Source organism: Pseudomonas sp. 39004, from assembly GCF_028682155.1.
In the GTDB taxonomy this organism is placed as follows: Bacteria; Pseudomonadota; Gammaproteobacteria; order Pseudomonadales; family Pseudomonadaceae; genus Aquipseudomonas; species Aquipseudomonas capeferrum.
The window spans coordinates 1-20,532 of sequence record NZ_JANIAG010000036.1 but is presented as its reverse complement, the minus strand read 5'-3'; the positions used below and the strand labels follow the sequence as shown (position 1 = coordinate 20,532).

Below are 20,532 nucleotides of genomic sequence, written 5' to 3'. Positions count from 1 at the left end.
GGGCCGCTTTGCGGCCCCAGTATTTCAGATCAGGACGCGGTGCTCGCCACCCCTTGCACTTGCTTCGGCGCCAGGCGGAAGGTGTAGTACAAGGCGGTCAGCAACACCAGGAACGCCGGGCCGATGTACAGCGCCACGCGGGTGTCTTCGAAGTACGCCATCAGGCCTACCACCAGCACCAGGAAGGCCAGTGCCAGGTAGGAGCTCAGTGGCCACAGCCACATGCGGTATTTCAGCGCCTTGCGCTCGGCAGTGGTGAGCCCGGCGCGGAACTTCAGCTGCGCCAGCAGGATCATCACCCAGGTCCAGATCGCGCCGAAGGTAGCGATCGACGTCACCCAGACAAAGACCTTTTCCGGCACCAGGTAGTTGGCCAGCACGCCCAGCAGCAGCGCGCCGATCGACAGCAGCAGCGCATTGCGCGGCACGCCGTTTTTCGAGGTGCGGGCAAAGGTGGCCGGGGCCTGACCATTTTGCGCCAAACTGTAGAGCATGCGACCGGTGCTGAAGATACCGCCGTTGCACGACGACAGTGCTGCAGTGATGACCACGAAGTTGATGATGCCGGCAGCGGTCTTGATACCAAGGCGTTCGAAGGTCATGACGAACGGGCTGCCCTGGCTGCCGATCTCGTTCCACGGGTAGATCGACAGGATCACGAACAACGCCCCTACGTAGAACAGCAGGATGCGCCAGAACACCGAACCGATGGCCTGCGGAATGGTTTTTTGCGGGTTGCGTGCTTCGCCGGCGGTCAGGCCGATCATTTCCACGCCCAGGTAGGCGAACATCACCATCTGCAGCGACATCAGCACGCCGGTCACGCCGTTGGGCATGAAACCGCCATTGCTCCACAGGTTGGAAATACCCATGGCCACGCCGTCGTTGCCCAGGCCGAAGGCAATGATGCCGATACCGCCCAGGACCATGGCAATGATGGTGACGATCTTGATCAGGGCGAACCAGAACTCGAACTCACCGAACGCCTTGACCGCCACCAGGTTGACCGCGCCCATGCTGCCCAGCGCCGCCAAAGCCCAGATCCAGCGGGGTACGTCGGGGAACCAGATGCCCATGTAGATGGCCACGGCGGTGATTTCCGCCACGCAGGTCACCAGCCACAGGAACCAGTAGTTCCAGCCGGTGAGAAAGCCCGCCAACGGGCCAAGGTAATCCTGGGCATAGCGGCTGAACGAGCCGGCAACGGGGTTGTGCACGGCCATCTCGCCGAGGGCGCGCATGATCACCAGGATGGCCAGGCCACCAATGATGTAGGACAGCATGATGGCTGGGCCGGCCATTTCGATGGCTTTGGCCGAACCGAGGAAAAGACCGACACCGATACAGGCGCCCAGCGCCATCAGACGGATGTGCCGTTCGCCAAGTTCACGCTTCAGAGGGCCGCCCTGGGCGGTCTCGGCGTGGGCAGGGTGGTTGCCGACGGGCATAGCAATACAACCTCATTTTGTTATTGGATTTGACCTTCGTGCAGCACCGGCCGCGCCGATAGGCGGGGCGTAGACTTGCCGGGCTGGCCTCGTGGGCCGGCCCGTGTGCCGGCGTAGAGCGTCCGGCAGGGCGAAGGGGGCGAGCAGTATAGGAAGCTCCCTGTAGGGATTTTCACTGTATAAACGGGGAAATTCGGCGAGAAATCTCGCCCCTGTGGGCGCGGCCTTGAGTCGCGACAAGGGCTGCGAAGCCGCCGTAAAAATCCTGTAGCCACCTTAGCAACATCGCCTCCCCCCGAAACCCACACCAAAGCCGCATATCCCCACGCCACTTTTCTCGCCCTCTTACAAATTTTTCACCTAACCCGGTCAACGTCTAAGCTTCAGACAAGCAAGACGAAAATACCTGGCCGGATTGAAGACTATGGGCGCACTGTGGCAATCGGAACCAACCAGAACGGAAGCACCCGCAACCCCTCCGGCCGAGACGCCACCTGTAAAGTCCCCACGTCAGCGTCGGCTCTGGTGGCGGCTGATCATCCTCATCCTGCTGGTGGCCATCATCGCCCTCGGCTTTGCCGCCTATGACGAATTCCGCACCTCCAACCTGCAATCGCGGGAATTCAGCAAACTGGCCACCACCCTGACCTATTCGCTGCAGCCAGGGCCCAGCGATGCCATCGTCTACCCCGGTGAAGGCCCCTTCGACAAACGCCTGGGCTACAGCGCGCTAGGCGAATTCCTGCCGCGGTTGCTCAAGCGCGACTACCTGATCAGCGAACAGGTAAAGTTCTCGCCAGCGTTGATGGACTACGTCGATCACGGCCTGTTCGCCCCCTATATCGAGAAGATCCAGGCCGGCCTGTCGATCACCGACTGCCGTGGCGACACGCTCTACCAGTACAACTACCCGCAACACCTGTACCCGGACTTTGCGGCGATCCCGCCGGTGATCGTCAACAGCCTGCTGTTTATCGAAAACCGCGACCTGCTCGACACCAAGGACCCGCGCAACAACCCTGCGGTCGACTGGCCGCGCTTCGCCAAGGCGGCCTACAGCCAGGTGGCCAAGTACTTTGCCCTGCCCGGCCAGTCGGCTGGCGGCAGTACCCTGGCGACGCAGCTGGAGAAATACCGCCACTCACCGGACGGCCTGACCGTTTCCGGTGCCGAAAAGATTCGCCAGATGATCTCTGCCAGCGTGCGTGCCTATCAAGGCGGCCCGGACACCACCGAGGCGCGCCAGCGCATCGTGCGTGACTACCTCAACAGCGTGCCGCTTTCGGCGGTGCCGGGCCACGGCGAAGTGCATGGCATGGCTGAGGGCCTGCGGGTGTGGTACGGCGCCGATTTCGACCAGGTCAACCAGGCCCTGACCTCGACCGCCCAAGACCCTGAAAGCCTCGCCGCGCGTGGCCTGGCCCTGCGCCAGGTACTGTCGTTGATGATCGCCCAGCGCCGCCCCTCGCATTACTTGTCCAAAGGCCGGGTCGAACTGGCCGAACTCACCGACTCGCATGTTCGCGTACTCGCCGCCAACCAAGTCATCGACCAGCCGCTGGCCGACGCGGCGCTGGCCAGCAAGGCGGTGTATCGCGACTGGGTGGCGCAACCGACCATCGTTCCGATCATCACCAACAAAGGCATCAGCCTGGCCCGTAATCGCCTGGCGGCCATGCTCAACCGCCCGCTGTACGACCTCGACCGCCTCGACCTGTCGGCCACCAGCACCTTGCAGGCTGACCTGCAAATGCAGGTCAGCCAGTACCTGAAAAACCTCTCCGACCCCGAGTTTGCGGCACAGATCGGGCTGATCGGCGAGCGCCTGCTGACTGCCAAGACCACCGACCAGGTGCGCTACAGTTTTACGCTGTTCGAGCGCACCGAAGACGGCTCGCGGGTGCGGGTGCAGACCGACAGCACCGACCAGCCCTTCGACATCAACGAAGGCAGCAAGCTGGAGTTGGGTTCTACCGCCAAGCTGCGGGTGCTCACCACCTACCTTGAGATCATTGCCGAATTGCACGACAAGTATGCCGGCAAGCCTGCCGCCGAGCTGAAAAAGGTCGAGGTGGCCGAACTGGACCGCATCACCCAGTGGTCGCTGGAATGGCTGATGCAAAACAGCAAAAACCAGAACCTCGATGCGATGCTCGATGCCGCCCTGGAACGCAAATATTCGGCCAATACCGGCGAAGCCTTCTTCACTGGGGGCGGCATGCACGTGTTCAACAACTTCCGCAAGGAAGACAACGGCCGCAACCCGACGCTGAAGATTGCCCTGCGCGAGTCGATCAACCTGCCGTTCATCCGGCTGATGCGCGACGTGGTGCGCTACGTCACCTACCAGCAGCCGTTCAATCGGGTACCGCTGCTCAAGGACGACGCCGACCCACGCCGCCAGGAATACCTGGCCCGTTTCGCCGACAAGGAAGGCACCAACTACCTGATGCGGTTCTGGAAAAAGTACCAGCGCAAGACCTCGCAGCAGCGCCTGGACACCTTCCTCGACAGCATGCGCGTGACCCCACAGCGCCTGGCGGCAGTGCACCGTTACCTGTTCCCCGAAGCCGGCCAGGAAACCTTCAATGCATTTGTGCGCGCCCACAGCAAGGACGACAAGATCGCCCTGGGCAAACTCACCGACGGTCGCCTGTCGGAAATGTACGACGCCTACGGCCCAGGCAAGTACGACTTGCCCGACCAGGGTTACATCGCCAAGGTCCACCCCCTCGACCTGTGGCTGCTCGGCTACCTGCTCAAGCACCCAAGCTCGACGCTGACCGAAATGGTCAATGCCAGCCGCTTCGAACGCCAGGAGGTGTACGGCTGGTTGTTCAAGAGCCGTCACCAGGGCGCCCGCGACAGCCGCATCCGCACCATGGTCGAGATCGAAGCGTTCCTCGACATCCACCAACGCTGGAAGCGCGTGGGCTATCCGTTCGACCACCTGGTGCCGTCACTGGCCACCGCCATCGGCAGCTCGGGCGACCGCCCGGCCGCCCTCTCCGAGCTGGTCGGCATCATCCAGAACGACGGCGTGCGCCTGCCCACGTTGCGCATCGATACCCTGCACTTCGCCGACAACACGCCCTACGAGACCAAGCTGGTGAGTGACCCGGACCGTGGCCAACGGATCTTGCCGGTGGAGGTGGCACGCGCACTCAAAGGGGCCATGTCGCAAGTGGTCGACGCGGGTACCGCGCGGCGTATTTCCGGCAGTTTCAAGCTGCAAGACGGTACGCCGCTGGTGATGGGCGGCAAGACCGGGACTGGCGACAACCGCATCGAAAGCTTCGGCGCTGGCGGCCGCTTGATCGGCTCGCGTTCGCTGAACCGTACCGCCACGTTCGTGTTCTTCCTGGGCGATAACCACTTCGGCACATTGACCGCATTCGTGCCAGGGCGCACGGCGGAAGCCTTCAAATTCACCTCGGCGTTGCCGGTGCAGGTGCTCAAGGGCATGGCACCGATCCTCATGCCGTACCTGCAACCGGGCAACCCGAATGAGTGCAAAGTGCCCCAGGTAGCCGTGCATGGGAATAACCCATCGACTATTTAGTTGATAATCATCTGCATCTAGGGCTTGTCTTTAGATATATCTTGAGTAATATCTTAAGATATATCGCACAAGACGGAGCCCATGATCATGCGCGAGCATTCACCCCACGACCCTTTCGAGCGACGCCCCGGCCGCGGCGAACGCGGCCCACGCGTATTCGCCCCCGGCGACCTCAAGCTGCTGATGCTGGCCTTGCTGGCTGAGCAACCTGGCCACGGTTACGACCTGATCCGCCAGATCGAGAACCAGTTCGACGGCAGCTACAGCCCAAGCCCCGGCGTCATCTACCCGACCCTCAACTTCCTTGAGGAAGCCGAGCTGATCAGCGGCCAGGCCCAAGGCAGCAAACGCCTCTATGTCATCACCGATGCCGGCCGCAACGCCCTGGCCGAACAGGCTGTGGCCCTTGACGGCGTGCGCATGCGCATCGAAGTCAGCAAGCGCGCCCTGCGCGGCCACGACCGCCCACCCGAGATCCACGAGGCGGTCGGCAACCTGCGCCATGCCCTGCACATGCACAGCGGGCGCTGGACACCCGAAGAAATCGAGCGCGTCCGCGACCTGCTCAACACCACTGCCAAGGCCATTGCCTCCGGGCCGGCCAACCCTGTTTCGGAGAACACCCCATGAGTGACACCATTCACCGCGTCAACCACGAGATACGCCAACGCCGCCTCGAAGTGCTACGCGTCACCGACCTGACCCCGCGCATGCGCCGTATCACCCTGGGGGGCGCGGAACTGGAAGGCTTTACCAGCGTCGGCACTGACGACCATGTGAAGCTGCTGTTTGCCGAAACGCCGGAGCAACAGCAAGCGATCGAAGCGCGCAATCTGGGTCGTGAAGGTGGCGCACGCCCCACCATGCGTGAATACACCCCACGGCGTATCGACCTGGTCGGCCATGAGCTGGACCTTGACTTCGTCCTGCACGGTGATGGCCCTGCCTCCACCTGGGCCGCCCAGGCTACACCGGGCCAGTACCTGAACATCGCCGGCCCACGGGCCTCGATGGTGGTACCGGACATCTTCGACAGCTACTTGCTGATCGGTGACGAAACCGCGATTCCTGCAATCGGGCGGCGCCTGGAAGAACTGCCTGCGGGGCGCCAGGTGCTGGCGGTGATCCAGATCGAAGACGAACAGGAGCGCCAGCCGCTGCCGAGCAAGGCACAAGTGGACGTGATCTGGGTACGGCGCCAGGAAGAAGACCTGCTGGCGCTGCTGAAGAACCTGACCTTGCCGCAAGGCAGGCTGTACGGCTGGGTAGCCCTGGAAAAAGCCCTGACCCGCCAGGCCAAGGCCTTGTTGCTGGAGAAAGGCGTGCAGGAAGATGCGCTGAAAGCGGCTGCCTACTGGCGCGCCGACGGTACTGCGGACGACGCGTGATGGGCCCGGGTGCAAACAACCTGGCAGTCACCAGAACCCCGCTAAATCAATGATTTAGCGGTTGTTCCATGACAGAGCGGCCGCGCCACCTGTCCAGGCCCAGCAGCACCAGGCCAATCGCCCAGAACCCCGCCAACACCCCCAGCGCATTGAGCATCACCTGCCCATACCCGAGGCTCGCCACGTCGATGAACGGGTAGGCATACACGCCAATCTCACTCCCCCGCCACAGTGCATAGGCAAAATACAGCGCCGGGTACAGCGCCCAGGCCGCCAAGTGCCACAGCCGCAACCTGCCCTTGGGGACGGCAAACCACCAGTACACAACGAACAGCGCAGGCATCACATCGTGCAGCAACTCGTCCGCCAGCCATTGCCAGCCCTCGGGCTGCCACAGGTGGCGCAACAGCACGCTGTAGGCCAGCGCCACCAGCACGATACTGGCCGCTACAGCAGAGCTCACCGACGGCAGCAGAAAGAAGCGCCTGGCGCGCCCCTCCCGGCCGAACGCCGCATAACTCAGCACCGTCGCCACCAGGGTGTTGGTCAACACGGTGAAGTAGCCGAACACGTTGACCAGGCCGCCGATCAGGCTGGCCTGCTCCTGCCAGCGCGCCAGCAATACCAGGTAGACCTGCACGGCCAGGCCGAACCAGCCGAGCACGGCGGCCAGGCTCAGCCACGGGTGGCGCCGCATCTCAGGCGTTGCGCTGCAGCTTCACGTACAGCAGCTCGACCTTCTCCCGCGCCCAAGGGGTCTTGCGCAGAAAAGTCAGGCTCGACTTGATGGTCGGGTTGCTCTTGAAGCAGCGCACGTCGACGCGCTCGGCAAGGCCCTGCCATTGGTAGTGAGCCACCAGCTCGGTGAGGATCTGCTCCAGGGTCTTGCCGTGCAGCGCGTTGTGTTGGGCCGTGCTCATGCCAGTGCTCCAGCGTGGGAAAGGTGCGCACCTTACACGAGTGTAGTGGCCGGGGAACCTCAAGCCGCTTGAAAAACCGCTGGCCAGAGGCAAAACCCTTGTGATGAAATAGCAATGTTATACAGTTACATTACAACAGCCTCTGCCAAGGAACGCCCCATCCCCATGCTGTACATCCCGCTCCGCCTATCCCCCCTCGCCGTCGCACTCTGGCTGGCCTCATCCCCCAGCCAGGCCGTTGAACTCGAACCTCAGGTGATCACCGCCAACCCACTGGGCAACCGCCAGTTGGCCGCCCCAAGCACGGTGCTCGAAGGCGACGACCTGCTGCAGCAGCAACAAGGCAGCCTCGGTGAAACCCTGAACAAACAGCCCGGTGTCGCCTCTACGTGGTTCGGCCCAGGCGCCAGCCGCCCGGTGATCCGCGGCCTGGACGGCGACCGCATTCGCATTCTGCGCAACGGCGTCGGCGCCCTGGATGCGTCGTCGCTGTCCTACGACCACGCCGTGCCACTCGACCCGGTGACCGTGGAGCGCGTCGAAATCGTCCGCGGCCCCGCCGCCCTGCTGTATGGCGGCAATGCGATCGGCGGGGTGGTCAATACGTTCGACAACCGCATCCCCGATGCGCCCATCGAAGGCATCCACGGCGCTGGCGAGCTGCGTTATGGCGGTGCCGACACCACCCGCAGCAGCGCTGGCAAACTGGAGGCCGGCAACGGCGCCTTCGCCCTGCACCTGGACGCCAACAGCCGCCAGTTCAACGACCTGCGCATCCCCGGCTACGCCCGCAGCTCTAAAATACGTAATGCCGACGAGCCGGGCAGCAAGCACCGCCTGGAGAACAGCGACGGGCGCCAGGACGGCGGTGCGATCGGCGGCGCCTACCACTGGGATCACGGTTATGCCGGCTTGTCCTACAGCCGCTATGACAGCAACTACGGCTCGGTGGCAGAACCCGGCGTACGCCTGGACATGCAACAGGATCACTACGGGTTCGCCTCCGAACTGCGTGACCTGGACGGCCCATTCAGCTCGGTCAAGGTCGATGCCGGTTATACCGACTACGAACACCGCGAGATCGAACAAGGCGAGGTGCACACCACCTTCAAGAACAAGGGATACGAAGCGCGCATCGAGGCACGCCATCAGCCGCTCGGGCCCGTTGAAGGGGTGATCGGCGCCCAGGTCAGCCGCAACGAGTTCTCGGCACTGGGCGAGGAGGCTTTTGTGCCGCAGACCGATACCGACAGCCTGGCGCTGTTCATGCTCGAACAATGGCAGGCCACCGAGCGCCTGAACCTGAGCCTGGGCGCGCGTCTGGAACACACCCGGGTCGACCCAGATGCCAAGGGCAACGAAACCTTTTCCGCCGCTGACAGCGCCAGCAGTTTCAATGCTTTCAGCCTGTCATCGGGGGCGGTGTATCAACTCGACCCCATATGGTCGTTGGCCGCCAACCTGGGCTACACCGAGCGCGCCCCCACCTTCTATGAGCTTTATGCCAACGGTGCGCATGTGGCCACGGGGGCCTTTGAGGTGGGCGATGCCAGCCTGAACAAGGAAAAGGCCATTTCCGCCGACCTGGCCCTGCGCTTCGACAATGGCACCCACAAGGGCAGTGTCGGCGTGTTCTACAGCCACTTTCGCAACTACATTGGCCTGATCGGCACGGGCAACCTGCGTGAAGGCCATGACCACGACCATGGCGAGGATGACCACGATCACGATCATGACCATGACCATGACCACGGCGGCTTCCCGGAATACCAGTATCAGGGCGTACGCGCGCGCTTCTATGGCATCGAAGCGCAAGACCGCTGGCAACTGGTGCAGAACCGTTACGGCAGCTTCGCGCTGGAACTGTCCGGCGACTACACCCGGGCCAAGAACCTCGACAGTGGCGAGCCAGTGCCGCGTATCGCACCGCTGCGGTTGAACAGCGGCCTGGTCTGGGAGCTGGATCGTTGGCAGGCGCGGGTCGATGTGCAGCACGCCTCGTCGCAACATCGCAAGCCGGGCAATGAGACCAGCACCGATGGCTACACCACGCTGGGCGCCAGCGTGGGCTACCGCTTCGACATCGGGCAAAGCCAGTGGCTGGCGTTCGTGCGGGGTGAAAACCTGACGGACCAGACGGTACGTTATGCCAGTTCGATTCTGCGGGACATCGCGCCAGCGCCTGGGCGCAGTGTGCAAGTCGGGTTGCGTACGTCGTTTTGAAGTCCCCCGGGGGGCGCTTTGCGCCCCTTCGCGGGTCAAACGGTCCCACAGGGTGAGCAAAAGTCAGTGCCGCCTGGGACACTGTTACAGGTTCAACAATAATCAACTGCGACAATTTGTCTTTTTTTCTTACAACTTCCCCTATATCCTCCCCGCCGCAAGCTGAATCGCTTCATCGAATCCACCTTGTTGCCATCTCCATTGACGGGCTCGCCCCTTCGATGCCCTTGCCGTTTGTTCAATAATCAAAAGATAGCGCTATCTCATGTTTCTGCTGCCCAAAAACTGTTACATCGGCCTCGCCTTGACCGCACTCGCCGCCCCCACCAGCGCCAGCGAAATGTTCGCCAGCGATTCCCCCTGGATGCTGGGCGACTGGGGCGGCAGCCGCAGTGAATTGCAGGCCAAAGGTTACGACTTCACCCTCGGCTACACCGGCGAGATGGGCAGCAACCTGCACGGTGGTTACGACCACGATCGCACCGCGCGCTACAGCGACCAGTTCACCTTCGGCAGCCACCTGGACCTGCAGAAGATTTTCGGCTGGAACGACACCGAGTTCCAACTGACCCTCACCGAGCGCCACGGCGACAACATCAGCAACGACCGTATCAACGACCCGCGCGTCGGCGGCTTCACCTCCGCACAGGAAGTCTGGGGCCGTGGTGAAACCTGGCGGCTCACGCAGCTGTGGGTCAAACAGAAGTATTTCGACGGCGCGCTGGACGTCAAATTCGGCCGCTTCGGTGAAGGTGAAGACTTCAACAGCTTCCCCTGCGACTTCCAGAACCTGGCCTTCTGCGGCTCGCAGGTGGGCAACTGGGTCGGCGGCATCTGGTACAACTGGCCGGTCAGCCAGTGGGCCCTGCGCGTGCGCTACAACCTGGCCGACACGCTGTATGCCCAGGTCGGCGTGTACGAGCAAAACCCCTCCAACCTGGAATCGGGCAACGGCTTCAAGCTCAGCGGCAGCGGCACCCAAGGCGCGATCATGCCGATCGAACTGGTGTGGAGCCCACGGGTCGATGGCCTGAAAGGGGAATATCGCGCCGGCTACTACTACAGTAATGCCAAGGCACAGGATGTGCTCGACGACAGCAACGGCCAGCCGGCCGCCCTCAGTGGCGCCGCCTACCGCAGCCGTTCGAGCAAGCACGGCATGTGGCTCGGCGCCCAGCAGCAGGTCACCTCGCTGGCGTCCGACCAGTCGCGCGGCCTGAGCCTGTTCGCCAACGCCACTTTGCACGACAAGAAGACCAATGCCATCGACAACTATGTTCAGGCAGGACTGGTATACAAAGGGCCCTTCGATGCCCGCGCCAAGGACGACATCGGCTTCGCCCTCGCCCGCGTGCACGTCAACCCGGCCTATCGCAAGAACGCCCGCCTGGCCAACAAGGCCGCCGGCCTCGACGACTACGACAACCCTGGTTTCCTGCCTGTGCAGGACACCGAGTACAGCGCCGAGCTGTACTACGGCATTCACCTGGCCGACTGGCTCACGGTGCGCCCCAACCTGCAGTACATCCGCCATCCGGGCGGGGTGTCGCAGGTGGACGGCGCCCTGATCGGCGGCCTGAAGATCCAGAGCAGTTTCTGAACCCACTTTTTGACCTAACGGAGAACCTACGATGAGCACTGACGGTGCCAAGAATGGAACCCGCTGGCTACCGCGCCTTCTTGGCGTGCTGCTGCTGCTGATGGGCCTGGCCCTGCTGGCTGGCGGTATCAAGCTGAGCCAGCTGGGCGGATCGCTGTACTACCTGATCGCAGGCATCGGCTTTGCCTTGTCCGGCATCCTGCTGCTGGCCCAGCGCCGTATCGCCCTTGGGCTGTATGGCCTGGTGCTGCTCGGCAGCACGGCCTGGGCATTGCTGGAAGTAGGCCTTGACTGGTGGCAATTGGTGCCGCGCCTGGCCATCTGGTTCGCCATCGGCGTGGTCCTGCTGTTGCCATGGGCGCGTCGCCCCCTGATTGGCCCGGCAGCCAAGGCCAACACCGCGCTGCTCGGCGTCGCAGTGCTCGCCTCTGGCGCCTGTGCCCTGGGCAGCCAGTTCACCCACCCCGGTGAAGTGTTCGGCGAAATCGGCCGCGAGAGCAGCGAGATGGCCAGTGCCGCGCCCGCCATGCCCGACGGCGAATGGCAGGCCTATGGCCGCACCGAGCATGGCGACCGCTACTCGCCGCTGCGCCAGATCACCCCGCAGAACGCCTATCGCCTGGAAGAAGCCTGGCGCATCCGTACCGGCGACCTGCCGACCGACAACGACCCGGTGGAGCTGACCAACCAGAACACCCCGTTGAAGGTCAACGGCATGCTCTACGCCTGCACCGCGCACAGCAAGTTGCTGGCCCTGAACCCGGACACCGGCGCGGAAATCTGGCGCTACGACCCTCAGGTCAAGAGCCCGGTCGGCACCTTCAAGGGCTTCGCCCACATGACCTGCCGTGGCGTCTCGTACTATGACGAGAACAACTACGTCAGCCGTGACGGCAGCCCGGTACCGAAAATCACCGACGCCGGCCAGGCCGTCGCCCAGTCCTGCCCGCGCCGCCTGTACCTGCCCACCGCCGACGCCCGCCTGATCGCCATCAACGCCGACAACGGCAAGGTCTGCGAAGGCTTCGCCAACCAGGGCGTGATCGACCTGACCACCGGTATCGGCCCGTTCACCGCTGGTGGCTACTATTCCACTTCGCCTGCGGCGATCACCCGTGATCTGGTGATCATCGGCGGCCATGTTACCGACAACGAGTCGACCAACGAGCCGTCCGGCGTCATCCGCGCCTATGATGTGCACGACGGCCACCTGGTGTGGAACTGGGACAGCAACAACCCGGACGACACCAAGCCACTGGCACCCGGCAAAACGTACAGCCGCAACTCGGCCAACATGTGGTCGATCGCCAGCGTCGATGAAAACCTGGGCATGATCTATCTGCCGCTGGGCAACCAGACCCCAGACCAGTGGGGCGCCGACCGCACCCCGGGCGCCGAGAAGTACAGCGCTGGCGTGGTCGCCCTCGACCTGGCCACCGGCAAGGCCCGCTGGAACTACCAGTTCACCCACCACGACTTGTGGGACATGGACGTCGGCAGCCAGCCGACCCTGGTCCACCTGAAGACCGCCGATGGCGTGAAACCGGCGATCATCGTGCCGACCAAACAGGGCAGCCTGTATGTGCTGGACCGCCGCGACGGCACACCGATCGTGCCGATCCGCGAAATCCCGACGCCACAAGGCGCGGTGAAAGGCGACCACACCTCGCCAACCCAGGCCCGCTCCGACCTCAACCTGCTCGGCCCTGAGCTGACCGAACAGGCCATGTGGGGCGCCACGCCGTTCGACCAGATGCTGTGCCGCATCCAGTTCCGCGAACTGCGTTACGAAGGCCAGTACACCCCGCCGTCCGAGCAGGGGTCGCTGATCTACCCGGGCAACGTCGGCGTGTTCAACTGGGGCAGCGTGTCGGTCGACCCGGTGCGCCAGTTGCTGTTCACCTCGCCCAACTACATGGCGTTCGTGTCGAAGATGGTGCCGCGCGAGCAAGTGGCCGCCGGCAGCAAGCGCGAGAGCGAAACCAGCGGCGTGCAGCCGAACACCGGTGCACCGTATGCCGTGACCATGCACCCGTTCATGTCGCCGCTGGGCGTACCGTGCCAGGCGCCGGCCTGGGGCTATGTGGCGGCCATCGACCTGTTCACCAACAAGGTCGTGTGGAAGCACAAGAACGGCACCACCCGTGACAGCACCCCGGTGCCGATCGGCCTGCCGGTGGGTGTACCGAGCATGGGCGGTTCGATCGTCACCGCTGGCGGCGTCGGCTTCCTCAGCGGCACCCTGGACCAGTACCTGCGTGCCTACGACACCAACAACGGCAAGGAACTGTGGAAAGCCCGCCTGCCGGCCGGCGGCCAGGCCACGCCGATGACCTACAGCGGCAAGGACGGCAAGCAGTATGTGCTGGTGACCGCTGGCGGCCACGGCTCGCTGGGCACCAAGATGGGTGACTACATCATCGCTTACAAACTCGCCGACTAAACTTCTAGCGGCAAGCTACAAGCCACAAGAGAAAGCGGGGCCTGCATGGCCCCGTTTTTTTTGGAGCTTGCAGCTTCTAACGCGAAGCTTGAAACCCATCCCCCCGCGCCCCATCTAAGCACCATAGTCATTCACGCAGGTGCACCATGAACGACCAGCAGGATTTCCCGGAACACCCCGACGAACACAGCGAAGTCGAGCATACCGACACCCAGGCCGTTCCCGGCCACGCCCTCGCCCTGCCCGGCCAACAGTTGCCGGACAAGGTCTACGTGATCCCGATTCACAACCGCCCGTTCTTCCCCGCCCAAGTGTTGCCGGTGATCGTCAACGAAGAGCCCTGGGCCGAAACCCTCGACCTGGTGGCCAAGACCCCGGACCAGTGCCTGGCGCTGTTTTTCATGGACACACCGCCCGAAGACCACCGCCATTTCGACACCTCGGCGCTGCCGGAGTACGGCACCTTGGTCAAGGTGCATCATGCCAGCCGTGAAAACGGCAAACTGCAGTTCGTCGCCCAGGGCCTCACCCGCGTGCGCATCCGCACCTGGCTCAAGCACCATCGCCCGCCCTACCTGGTCGAGGTGGAATACCCGCGCCAACCCGCCGAGCCGACCGATGAGGTCAAGGCCTACGGCATGGCGCTGATCAATGCGATCAAAGAGCTGCTGCCGCTGAACCCGCTTTACAGCGAAGAGCTGAAAAACTACCTCAACCGCTTCAGCCCCAACGACCCTTCGCCGCTGACAGACTTTGCCGCAGCCCTTACCTCAGCCACCGGCACCCAGCTGCAGGAAGTGCTCGACTGCGTGCCCATGCTCAAGCGCATGGAAAAGGTGCTGCCAATGCTGCGCAAAGAGGTCGAGGTGGCGCGCCTGCAGAACGAGATCTCGGCCGAGGTCAATCGCCAGATCGGCGAACACCAGCGCGAGTTCTTCCTCAAGGAACAGCTCAAGGTCATCCAGCAAGAGCTGGGCCTGACCAAAGACGACCGCAGCGCCGACCTCGAACAGTTCGAGCAGCGCCTGGAAGGCAAGACCTTGCCCGCGCAGGCCCAGAAGCGCATCGACGAAGAGATGGGCAAGCTGTCGATCCTCGAGACCGGCTCGCCGGAATACGCCGTGACCCGCAACTACCTGGACTGGGCCACCGCCCTGCCGTGGGGCGTTTACGGCAAGGACAAGCTCGACCTCAAGCACGCCCGCAAGGTGCTCGACCAACACCACGCAGGCCTTGACGACATCAAGGAACGCATTCTCGAATTCCTCGCGGTGGGTGCCTGGAAAGGCGAGATCAGCGGCTCGATCGTGCTGCTGGTGGGCCCACCCGGCGTGGGCAAAACGAGTATCGGCAAGTCCATCGCCGAATCGCTCGGCCGGCCGTTCTACCGCTTCAGTGTCGGCGGCATGCGCGACGAAGCGGAAATCAAGGGCCACCGCCGCACCTACATCGGCGCCCAACCGGGCAAGCTGGTGCAGGCGCTGAAAGATGTCGAAGTGATGAACCCGGTCATCATGCTCGACGAGATCGACAAGATGGGCCAGAGCTACCAGGGCGACCCGGCTTCGGCGCTGCTCGAAACCCTCGACCCCGAGCAGAACGTCGACTTCCTTGACCACTACCTCGACCTGCGCCTGGACCTGTCCAAGGTGCTGTTCGTCTGCACCGCCAACACCCTCGACTCGATCCCCGGGCCCTTGCTCGACCGCATGGAAGTGATCCGCCTCTCCGGCTACATCACCGAAGAAAAACTGGCCATCGCCAAGCGCCATCTGTGGCCCAAGCAGTTGGACAAGGCAGGCGTAGCCAAGACCAGCCTGAGCATCAGCGACAGTGCCCTGCGCACCGTGATCGAGGGCTATGCCCGCGAGGCCGGCGTGCGGCAGCTGGAAAAACAACTGGGCAAACTGGTGCGCAAGGCTGTGGTCAAGTTGCTGGAAAACCCCGATGCCAAACTCAAGATTGGCAGCAAGGACCTGGAGGCCGCGCTCGGCATGCCGGTGTTCCGCAGCGAACAGGTACTGGCCGGCAAGGGCGTGATCACCGGCCTGGCCTGGACCAGCATGGGCGGCGTCACGCTGCCGATCGAAGCCACCCGCATTCACACCCTCAACCGCGGTTTCAAATTGACCGGCAAACTGGGTGATGTGATGAAGGAATCCGCCGAAATCGCCTACAGCTATGTCAGCTCCAACCTCAAGCAGTTTGGTGGCGACCCAGGCTATTTCAACGAAGCCTTCATCCACCTGCACGTGCCAGAGGGCGCCACGCCCAAGGATGGCCCGAGCGCCGGGGTTACCATGGCCAGCGCCTTGTTGTCGCTGGCACGCGACCAAGCGCCGAAAAAAGGCGTAGCGATGACCGGTGAACTGACCCTCACCGGCCAGGTGCTGCCGATTGGCGGTGTGCGTGAGAAGGTGATTGCCGCCAAGCGACAGAAGATCTTCGAGCTGATCCTGCCTGAGGCCAACCGCGGCGACTTCGAGGAACTGCCCGACTACCTGCGCGAAGGCTTGACGGTGCATTTCGCCAAGCGCTTTGCCGACGTGGCGAAAGTGCTGTTCTGATTCTGTGCAGGCCTCTTCGCGGCGCGAACCGCGAAGCGGCCTATACCGGTAGGTAGCACAAATCTGCATGTGGTTCGGTTATCCTCAGGCCATCGCCAGCCTTCGGAGCCAACATGGCCGCCCCACGTCTGCTCGTTCCCCTGAGCCTCGCCCTGCTGACTGCCTGCGCCCAGCAGCCCAGGCAAACCGTCCAACTCGACGCTGAAAGCGAATGCCCCAAGCGCCTGCAGGTCGGTCAGGCGCTGACCCTGACCCTGCCCAGCAACCCCACCACCGGATACCGCTGGTTGGTGCAGAACCCAGCCTCGAATGTACTGCGTAGCCTCGGCCCCGAGGTTTACAGCGCCCCCGAGGACGTCGGTATCGTTGGCAGCGCGGGTATTTCCTCCTGGCGCTTCGAAGCCCGTGCTGCTGGGGACGGGCATTTGGTGTTGGTCTATCAGCAGCCGTGGGCGCCGGAAGTACGCCCCGTGCAAACCTTCGATTGTGCAATCACCGCTCAGTAACCGGCCTACGCGCGCTCGAAGGCCTTTTGTACCGCTTGCAGGTAGTGGTACAGGTCCTCCAGCGCAATCAGCGCCTTGTCGCTGTCCATGCCTGCCGTGAGCAAGCTTGAGCAGTATTGCCAGTACTCCTCGACCTTGCGCACCAATTGCAACCACTGATCCTTGATCGCACCGACTCCGGCCAATGCCCGGGTCGCCCCTAGTTCGCGCTGAGTTTTGTCTTTACGCATTTGCGCATCATCGCGTAGCTGCCTGGCTTCCTGGAGTTTCTCGTAGAGCCGCTTCCGTACCTGGGTCAACTCACGGAACGTCGTCGCGCCCTCAAGTGCGTCCAGATGGGATTGCAACTTGCCAGATATCAACTTCAACAGCTTCGGATCCACACTCGGATCCTTTAACAGCGCAGCAGCGGCATCAATGTCCTCTTCAGTGGGGATCAGGCCCTTGAAGGCCTTCAAGACAGTAGGTTTATTGAAAGCCTCGATAGCTTCGACGATGTCCGCGTGCTGGGTCTCCAACCTCTGCAGTCGCTGTTCGTCGGGCATGCCCTGCTCATCAAGTTCGGCAACTGACTTCTCCAGGCGTGTCACTTGCTGGTCAATTGCTGACAGTGAAAACAGTTCAAGACGCAAGGTTCCCTGTGCCAGGCCGCTGCACAGGGTTGCCTGCATCTCGGAAGCCTCAGCGATCCTGCTCGTTGCAACCGGCGCGTCGGAAGGGAGAGCAAATACTTTATTACCCAGTAGCACCGTACCGCTGAAAACGGCATCCCGCAGTGATCGATCGGTATCGAGCATGACACTCTTCAATTGCCGGCACAGATCCTGGACACCCGGCAGCACCTCATCCTGCCATTCATCGCACAACTCGAACGCCTTGAACCTCAGTTGATTCAGCTCAACAAAATCCGGCACTGCACTGTCCACGGCAATAGCCCCATGATTTGACATTTCAATTCTCCTCTAACAACTTGTTAAACAGCTCCGACAACATGTGACAAATATTACCAATATTTTCCCAAGGCCTGATCACATCTGCAAAGTCCTGAACGAACGCTTCCAGATCAGTGCTCGTCGACAAGTTTTGGGATTCATCAAGTGAGGAAGTCGCGAATTTGTTCAAGTAAAGCCAAATATCCGCCAGGCGCTGCGTCGCACTTATGAGATCGGTCGTTCTGAACATCAGGTCCCTGACCGTCTTGTTGACACCCTCAAAACTCGCCATGGCCGGACCCATGCTGGACAAACGTTCAGCCAGCTTGTCCCGTTGCTCAATCAGTACATTCTTTGCTGCTCTCGTTTCCTCTGCCCGGGAACCGAATATCCCTCCCGTAATAATCAGACCTACCGGCCCCGCTAACAAGCCGGTAAAGGCGTACCCAACCTCTGTGCTGTACTGCTGGCTTAACAGTTCGATTTGGGTATCCATTTCGTCGCGCTGGGCCATCCACTTAACCATTTGTTCGGTACTGAGCTTGTCGTCGATGTGCTTGATGAGACGTACCAGCTTCGGCTTGATTTCAAGTTCGATTTCCTTATGGAACCAGCTCGCCCGGGTATCGACATCGGCAATACGCTGCTGGGTCTGTTGGACCTCGACGATAAGCGCCCCCAAGCGCCTTTCGATAACCTCCAAAACTTGGCCGCGCTCCTCGGCAGTAAGCGCGGAGGTATATATACTGCTGCCCTGCGCTTCTTTTTCACTGGCGATACGCTCGAAGGCAGGTGCCTTCTCGATACTTGATATCAATGCGGCGCCGCGGCTTTTCATGGTCCCGGCGAACATCTCTATTTCCGGCCCCAGCTCTTTGATCTGTCGCTCGAGTTTGTCCCATTCATCCACGTGACGATGCAACACTGTATTCAGATCAACAATTTTTTTGACCTCGATACCCAAGGCGTCATAGTTAACTTCTTCGTTGATGTCCTCCTCACGCCGGGATAATGTGCGCACGGTACGCGCATAGCGCTTGATGACGTGCAGGTTCTCAGATGTCAATAGGCCGGCAGCCTGGGAATTATTCCCCACTTTTCCCGCCAGAAACGTAAAGTATTGCTCCGGCAAAATGGTCGCCTGGCTTTTTGCGTCCAATTCATCAACGGGTTTACCTTCGGCGGCTTGGGTTTCATTCGATAATGTTTCCATGACAACACCCTGCTTAAGTTTATTTTGTCTGCACCTGAAAGTTACGCCAAAGACCAAGTACGCTTGAATGGTTGGATCTCCACACAGGCGGTATGAATTAGCGAGCAGGCCTTGTAGGACAGACAGCCGTGGTCAGCACCTTGGCTTTTGGCTAAAATGCGACACCGTTTGCCTTTGCCTCGAGCCCGCTGTGAATCGATCCCCCGACCGCCTCTTCGCCCACCCCCTGGAGCAGGTACCCGACTTCGCCTTCAACGAAGACGTGGTGCGCGTATTCCCGGACATGATCAAGCGCTCGGTGCCCGGTTACCCGACCATCGTCGAGAACCTCGGCGTGCTGGCCGCACGCTTCGCTCAGCCGAACAGCACGCTGTACGACCTGGGTGCCTCGCTGGGCGCCGTCACTCAGTCATTGCGCCGCCACGTGCGCAATGACGGTTGCCGGGTGATCGCCGTCGACAACTCCGCGGCGATGGTCGAACGCTGCCGCCAGTACCTCACGGCCCAGGACTCGATGTTCCAGGAGTTGCTGCCAGTCAACGTGCTGGAAGCCGACATCCTCGCCCTGCCCTTCGAGCCGGCCTCGGTGGTGGCGATGAACTTCACCCTGCAGTTCATCGCCCCCGATCAGCGCCTCGAACTGCTTGGCCGTATTCGTCAAGCGCTGTTGCCGGGTGGCGCGTTGATTCTCTCGGAAAAGCTGCACTTTACCGACGACGACGAACAGACCCTGCTCAATGAACTGCACCTGGACTTCAAACGGGCCAACGGCTACAGCGAACTGGAAATTGCCCAGAAGCGCAGCGCCATCGAAAACGTGATGAAGCCAGACACCCTGGAGACCCACAAGGCGCGCCTGCGCGCTGCCGGGTTCTCGAAAGTGGTGCCGTGGTTCCAATGCCTTAATTTCGCCTCGCTGATAGCCCTGCCATGATCGATTTGTCCCCCCTTGTCCGCCGCCTGGCGGGTACGCCCCTGGCTTCCTGGTCGCAAGGCCTGCAAGCACAGCTGGAAGCCAAACTGGAAAAAGGCCACGGCGACCTCGACCGCTGGCGCGGCGCGCTCGACGCCCTGCCCGCCGTGCAACCGAGCGAAATCGACCTGGTCAACGGGCTGCGCCTGGACTGCGACTGCGACGATACGACCCGCGCGCGGATGCGTGAGGCGCTGATGGGCCTGTCGCCCTGGCGCAAAGGGCCGTTCGACCTGTTCGGCGTGCATGTGGACACCGAATGGCGTTCGGACTGGAAATGGTCGCGGGTCAGCCCGCACCTGGACCTCAAGGGCAAGCGCGTACTCGATGTCGGTTGCGGCAATGGTTATTACCAGTGGCGCATGCTCGGCGCCGGTGCCGACATGGTGGTCGGGGTCGACCCCAACTGGCTGTTCTTCTGCCAGTTCCAGGCGGTGCAGCAGTATTTGCCCGATCTGCCGGCCTGGCATTTGCCGTTCGCCCTGGAAGAGCTGCCCGCCAACCTGGAAGGTTTCGACACCGTGTTTTCCATGGGCGTCTTCTACCACCGCCGCTCCCCTATCGAGCACTTGCTGGCGCTCAAGGACTGCCTGGTCAAAGGCGGTGAGCTGGTGCTGGAGACGCTGGTGGTCGAAGGCGATGAGCAACAGGTGCTGGTCCCCGAAGACCGCTACGCACAGATGCGCAACGTCTGGTACCTGCCCTCGGTGCCGGCCCTGGAGCGCTGGTTGCGCCGTGCCGGGTTCAGTGATGTGCG

At 62.2% G+C, this 20,532-nt stretch carries 15 protein-coding genes; 10 read left to right on the top strand and 5 right to left on the bottom strand.

The window, feature by feature from the left end; genetic code table 11:
• Positions 1-29 precede the first annotated feature (29 nt).
• On the bottom strand, positions 30-1,448 hold the full coding sequence (locus NP534_RS09080; RefSeq protein WP_274098515.1) for an amino acid permease: 1,419 nt from the start codon (positions 1,446-1,448) through the stop codon (positions 30-32).
• Positions 1,449-1,872: 424 nt separating this feature from the next.
• Here NP534_RS09080 and NP534_RS09075 point away from each other — a divergent pair, with 424 nt between their 5' ends.
• The 3 genes from NP534_RS09075 (at position 1,873) to NP534_RS09065 (ending at position 6,398) form a co-directional block, all read left to right on the top strand.
• The gene (locus tag NP534_RS09075) at positions 1,873-5,010 is read left to right on the top strand and encodes a biosynthetic peptidoglycan transglycosylase (protein ID WP_274098514.1); all 3,138 of its coding nucleotides are present in this window, start codon (positions 1,873-1,875) and stop codon (positions 5,008-5,010) included.
• 87 nt (positions 5,011-5,097) lie between these two features.
• The gene (locus NP534_RS09070; RefSeq protein ID WP_274098513.1) at positions 5,098-5,640 is read left to right on the top strand and encodes a PadR family transcriptional regulator; all 543 of its coding nucleotides are present in this window, start codon (positions 5,098-5,100) and stop codon (positions 5,638-5,640) included.
• Positions 5,637-6,398, top strand: a complete 762-nt coding sequence (locus NP534_RS09065; RefSeq protein ID WP_033702694.1) for a siderophore-interacting protein — start codon at positions 5,637-5,639, stop codon at positions 6,396-6,398. Before NP534_RS09070 ends, NP534_RS09065 begins: the two co-directional genes overlap by 4 nt.
• Before the next feature lie 46 nt (positions 6,399-6,444).
• Here NP534_RS09065 and NP534_RS09060 read toward each other — a convergent pair whose 3' ends face one another.
• Positions 6,445-7,095 carry a Pr6Pr family membrane protein gene (locus NP534_RS09060; protein ID WP_274098512.1) on the bottom strand — a complete coding sequence of 217 codons (651 nt, stop codon included), beginning with the start codon at positions 7,093-7,095 and terminating at the stop codon, positions 6,445-6,447.
• 1 nt (position 7,096) lies between these two features.
• A complete protein-coding gene (locus NP534_RS09055) occupies positions 7,097-7,318 on the bottom strand; it encodes a VF530 family protein (RefSeq protein WP_274098511.1) in 222 nt (73 codons plus the stop codon).
• Between the two features lie 165 nt (positions 7,319-7,483).
• On the opposite strand from NP534_RS09055, the gene NP534_RS09050 reads away from it, so the two are divergent.
• The 5 genes from NP534_RS09050 (at position 7,484) to NP534_RS09030 (ending at position 16,657) form a co-directional block, all read left to right on the top strand.
• A complete protein-coding gene (locus NP534_RS09050; protein WP_274098510.1) occupies positions 7,484-9,541 on the top strand; it encodes a TonB-dependent receptor in 2,058 nt (685 codons plus the stop codon).
• A gap of 265 nt (positions 9,542-9,806) precedes the next feature.
• Positions 9,807-11,141 (top strand): carbohydrate porin, encoded by a 1,335-nt coding sequence (locus NP534_RS09045; protein ID WP_274098509.1) that lies wholly within the window; start codon positions 9,807-9,809, stop codon positions 11,139-11,141.
• A gap of 31 nt (positions 11,142-11,172) precedes the next feature.
• The gene (locus tag NP534_RS09040) at positions 11,173-13,584 is read left to right on the top strand and encodes a glucose/quinate/shikimate family membrane-bound PQQ-dependent dehydrogenase (RefSeq protein ID WP_274098508.1); all 2,412 of its coding nucleotides are present in this window, start codon (positions 11,173-11,175) and stop codon (positions 13,582-13,584) included.
• A gap of 146 nt (positions 13,585-13,730) precedes the next feature.
• Positions 13,731-16,151, top strand: coding sequence for an endopeptidase La (lon, locus tag NP534_RS09035; protein ID WP_274098507.1), 2,421 nt, complete (start codon positions 13,731-13,733; stop codon positions 16,149-16,151).
• Between the two features lie 113 nt (positions 16,152-16,264).
• Positions 16,265-16,657 carry a protease inhibitor I42 family protein gene (locus NP534_RS09030; protein WP_274098506.1) on the top strand — a complete coding sequence of 131 codons (393 nt, stop codon included), beginning with the start codon at positions 16,265-16,267 and terminating at the stop codon, positions 16,655-16,657.
• A 5-nt stretch (positions 16,658-16,662) separates the two neighbouring features.
• Here NP534_RS09030 and NP534_RS09025 read toward each other — a convergent pair whose 3' ends face one another.
• Positions 16,663-17,607, bottom strand: a complete 945-nt coding sequence (locus NP534_RS09025) for an alpha-xenorhabdolysin family binary toxin subunit B (RefSeq protein ID WP_274098505.1) — start codon at positions 17,605-17,607, stop codon at positions 16,663-16,665.
• Position 17,608: 1 nt separating this feature from the next.
• Positions 17,609-18,802, bottom strand: coding sequence for an alpha-xenorhabdolysin family binary toxin subunit A (locus NP534_RS09020; protein WP_274098504.1), 1,194 nt, complete (start codon positions 18,800-18,802; stop codon positions 17,609-17,611).
• A gap of 190 nt (positions 18,803-18,992) precedes the next feature.
• Between NP534_RS09020 and cmoA the strand changes: the two genes are divergently transcribed.
• Together cmoA and cmoB are read left to right on the top strand one after the other, a co-directional pair.
• Positions 18,993-19,736, top strand: a complete 744-nt coding sequence (gene cmoA / locus NP534_RS09015; RefSeq protein ID WP_274098503.1) for a carboxy-S-adenosyl-L-methionine synthase CmoA — start codon at positions 18,993-18,995, stop codon at positions 19,734-19,736.
• The coding region (gene cmoB, locus NP534_RS09010) for a tRNA 5-methoxyuridine(34)/uridine 5-oxyacetic acid(34) synthase CmoB (protein ID WP_274098502.1) at positions 19,733-20,532 on the top strand (800 nt) is incomplete at its 3' end. The genes cmoA and cmoB, both read left to right, overlap by 4 nt.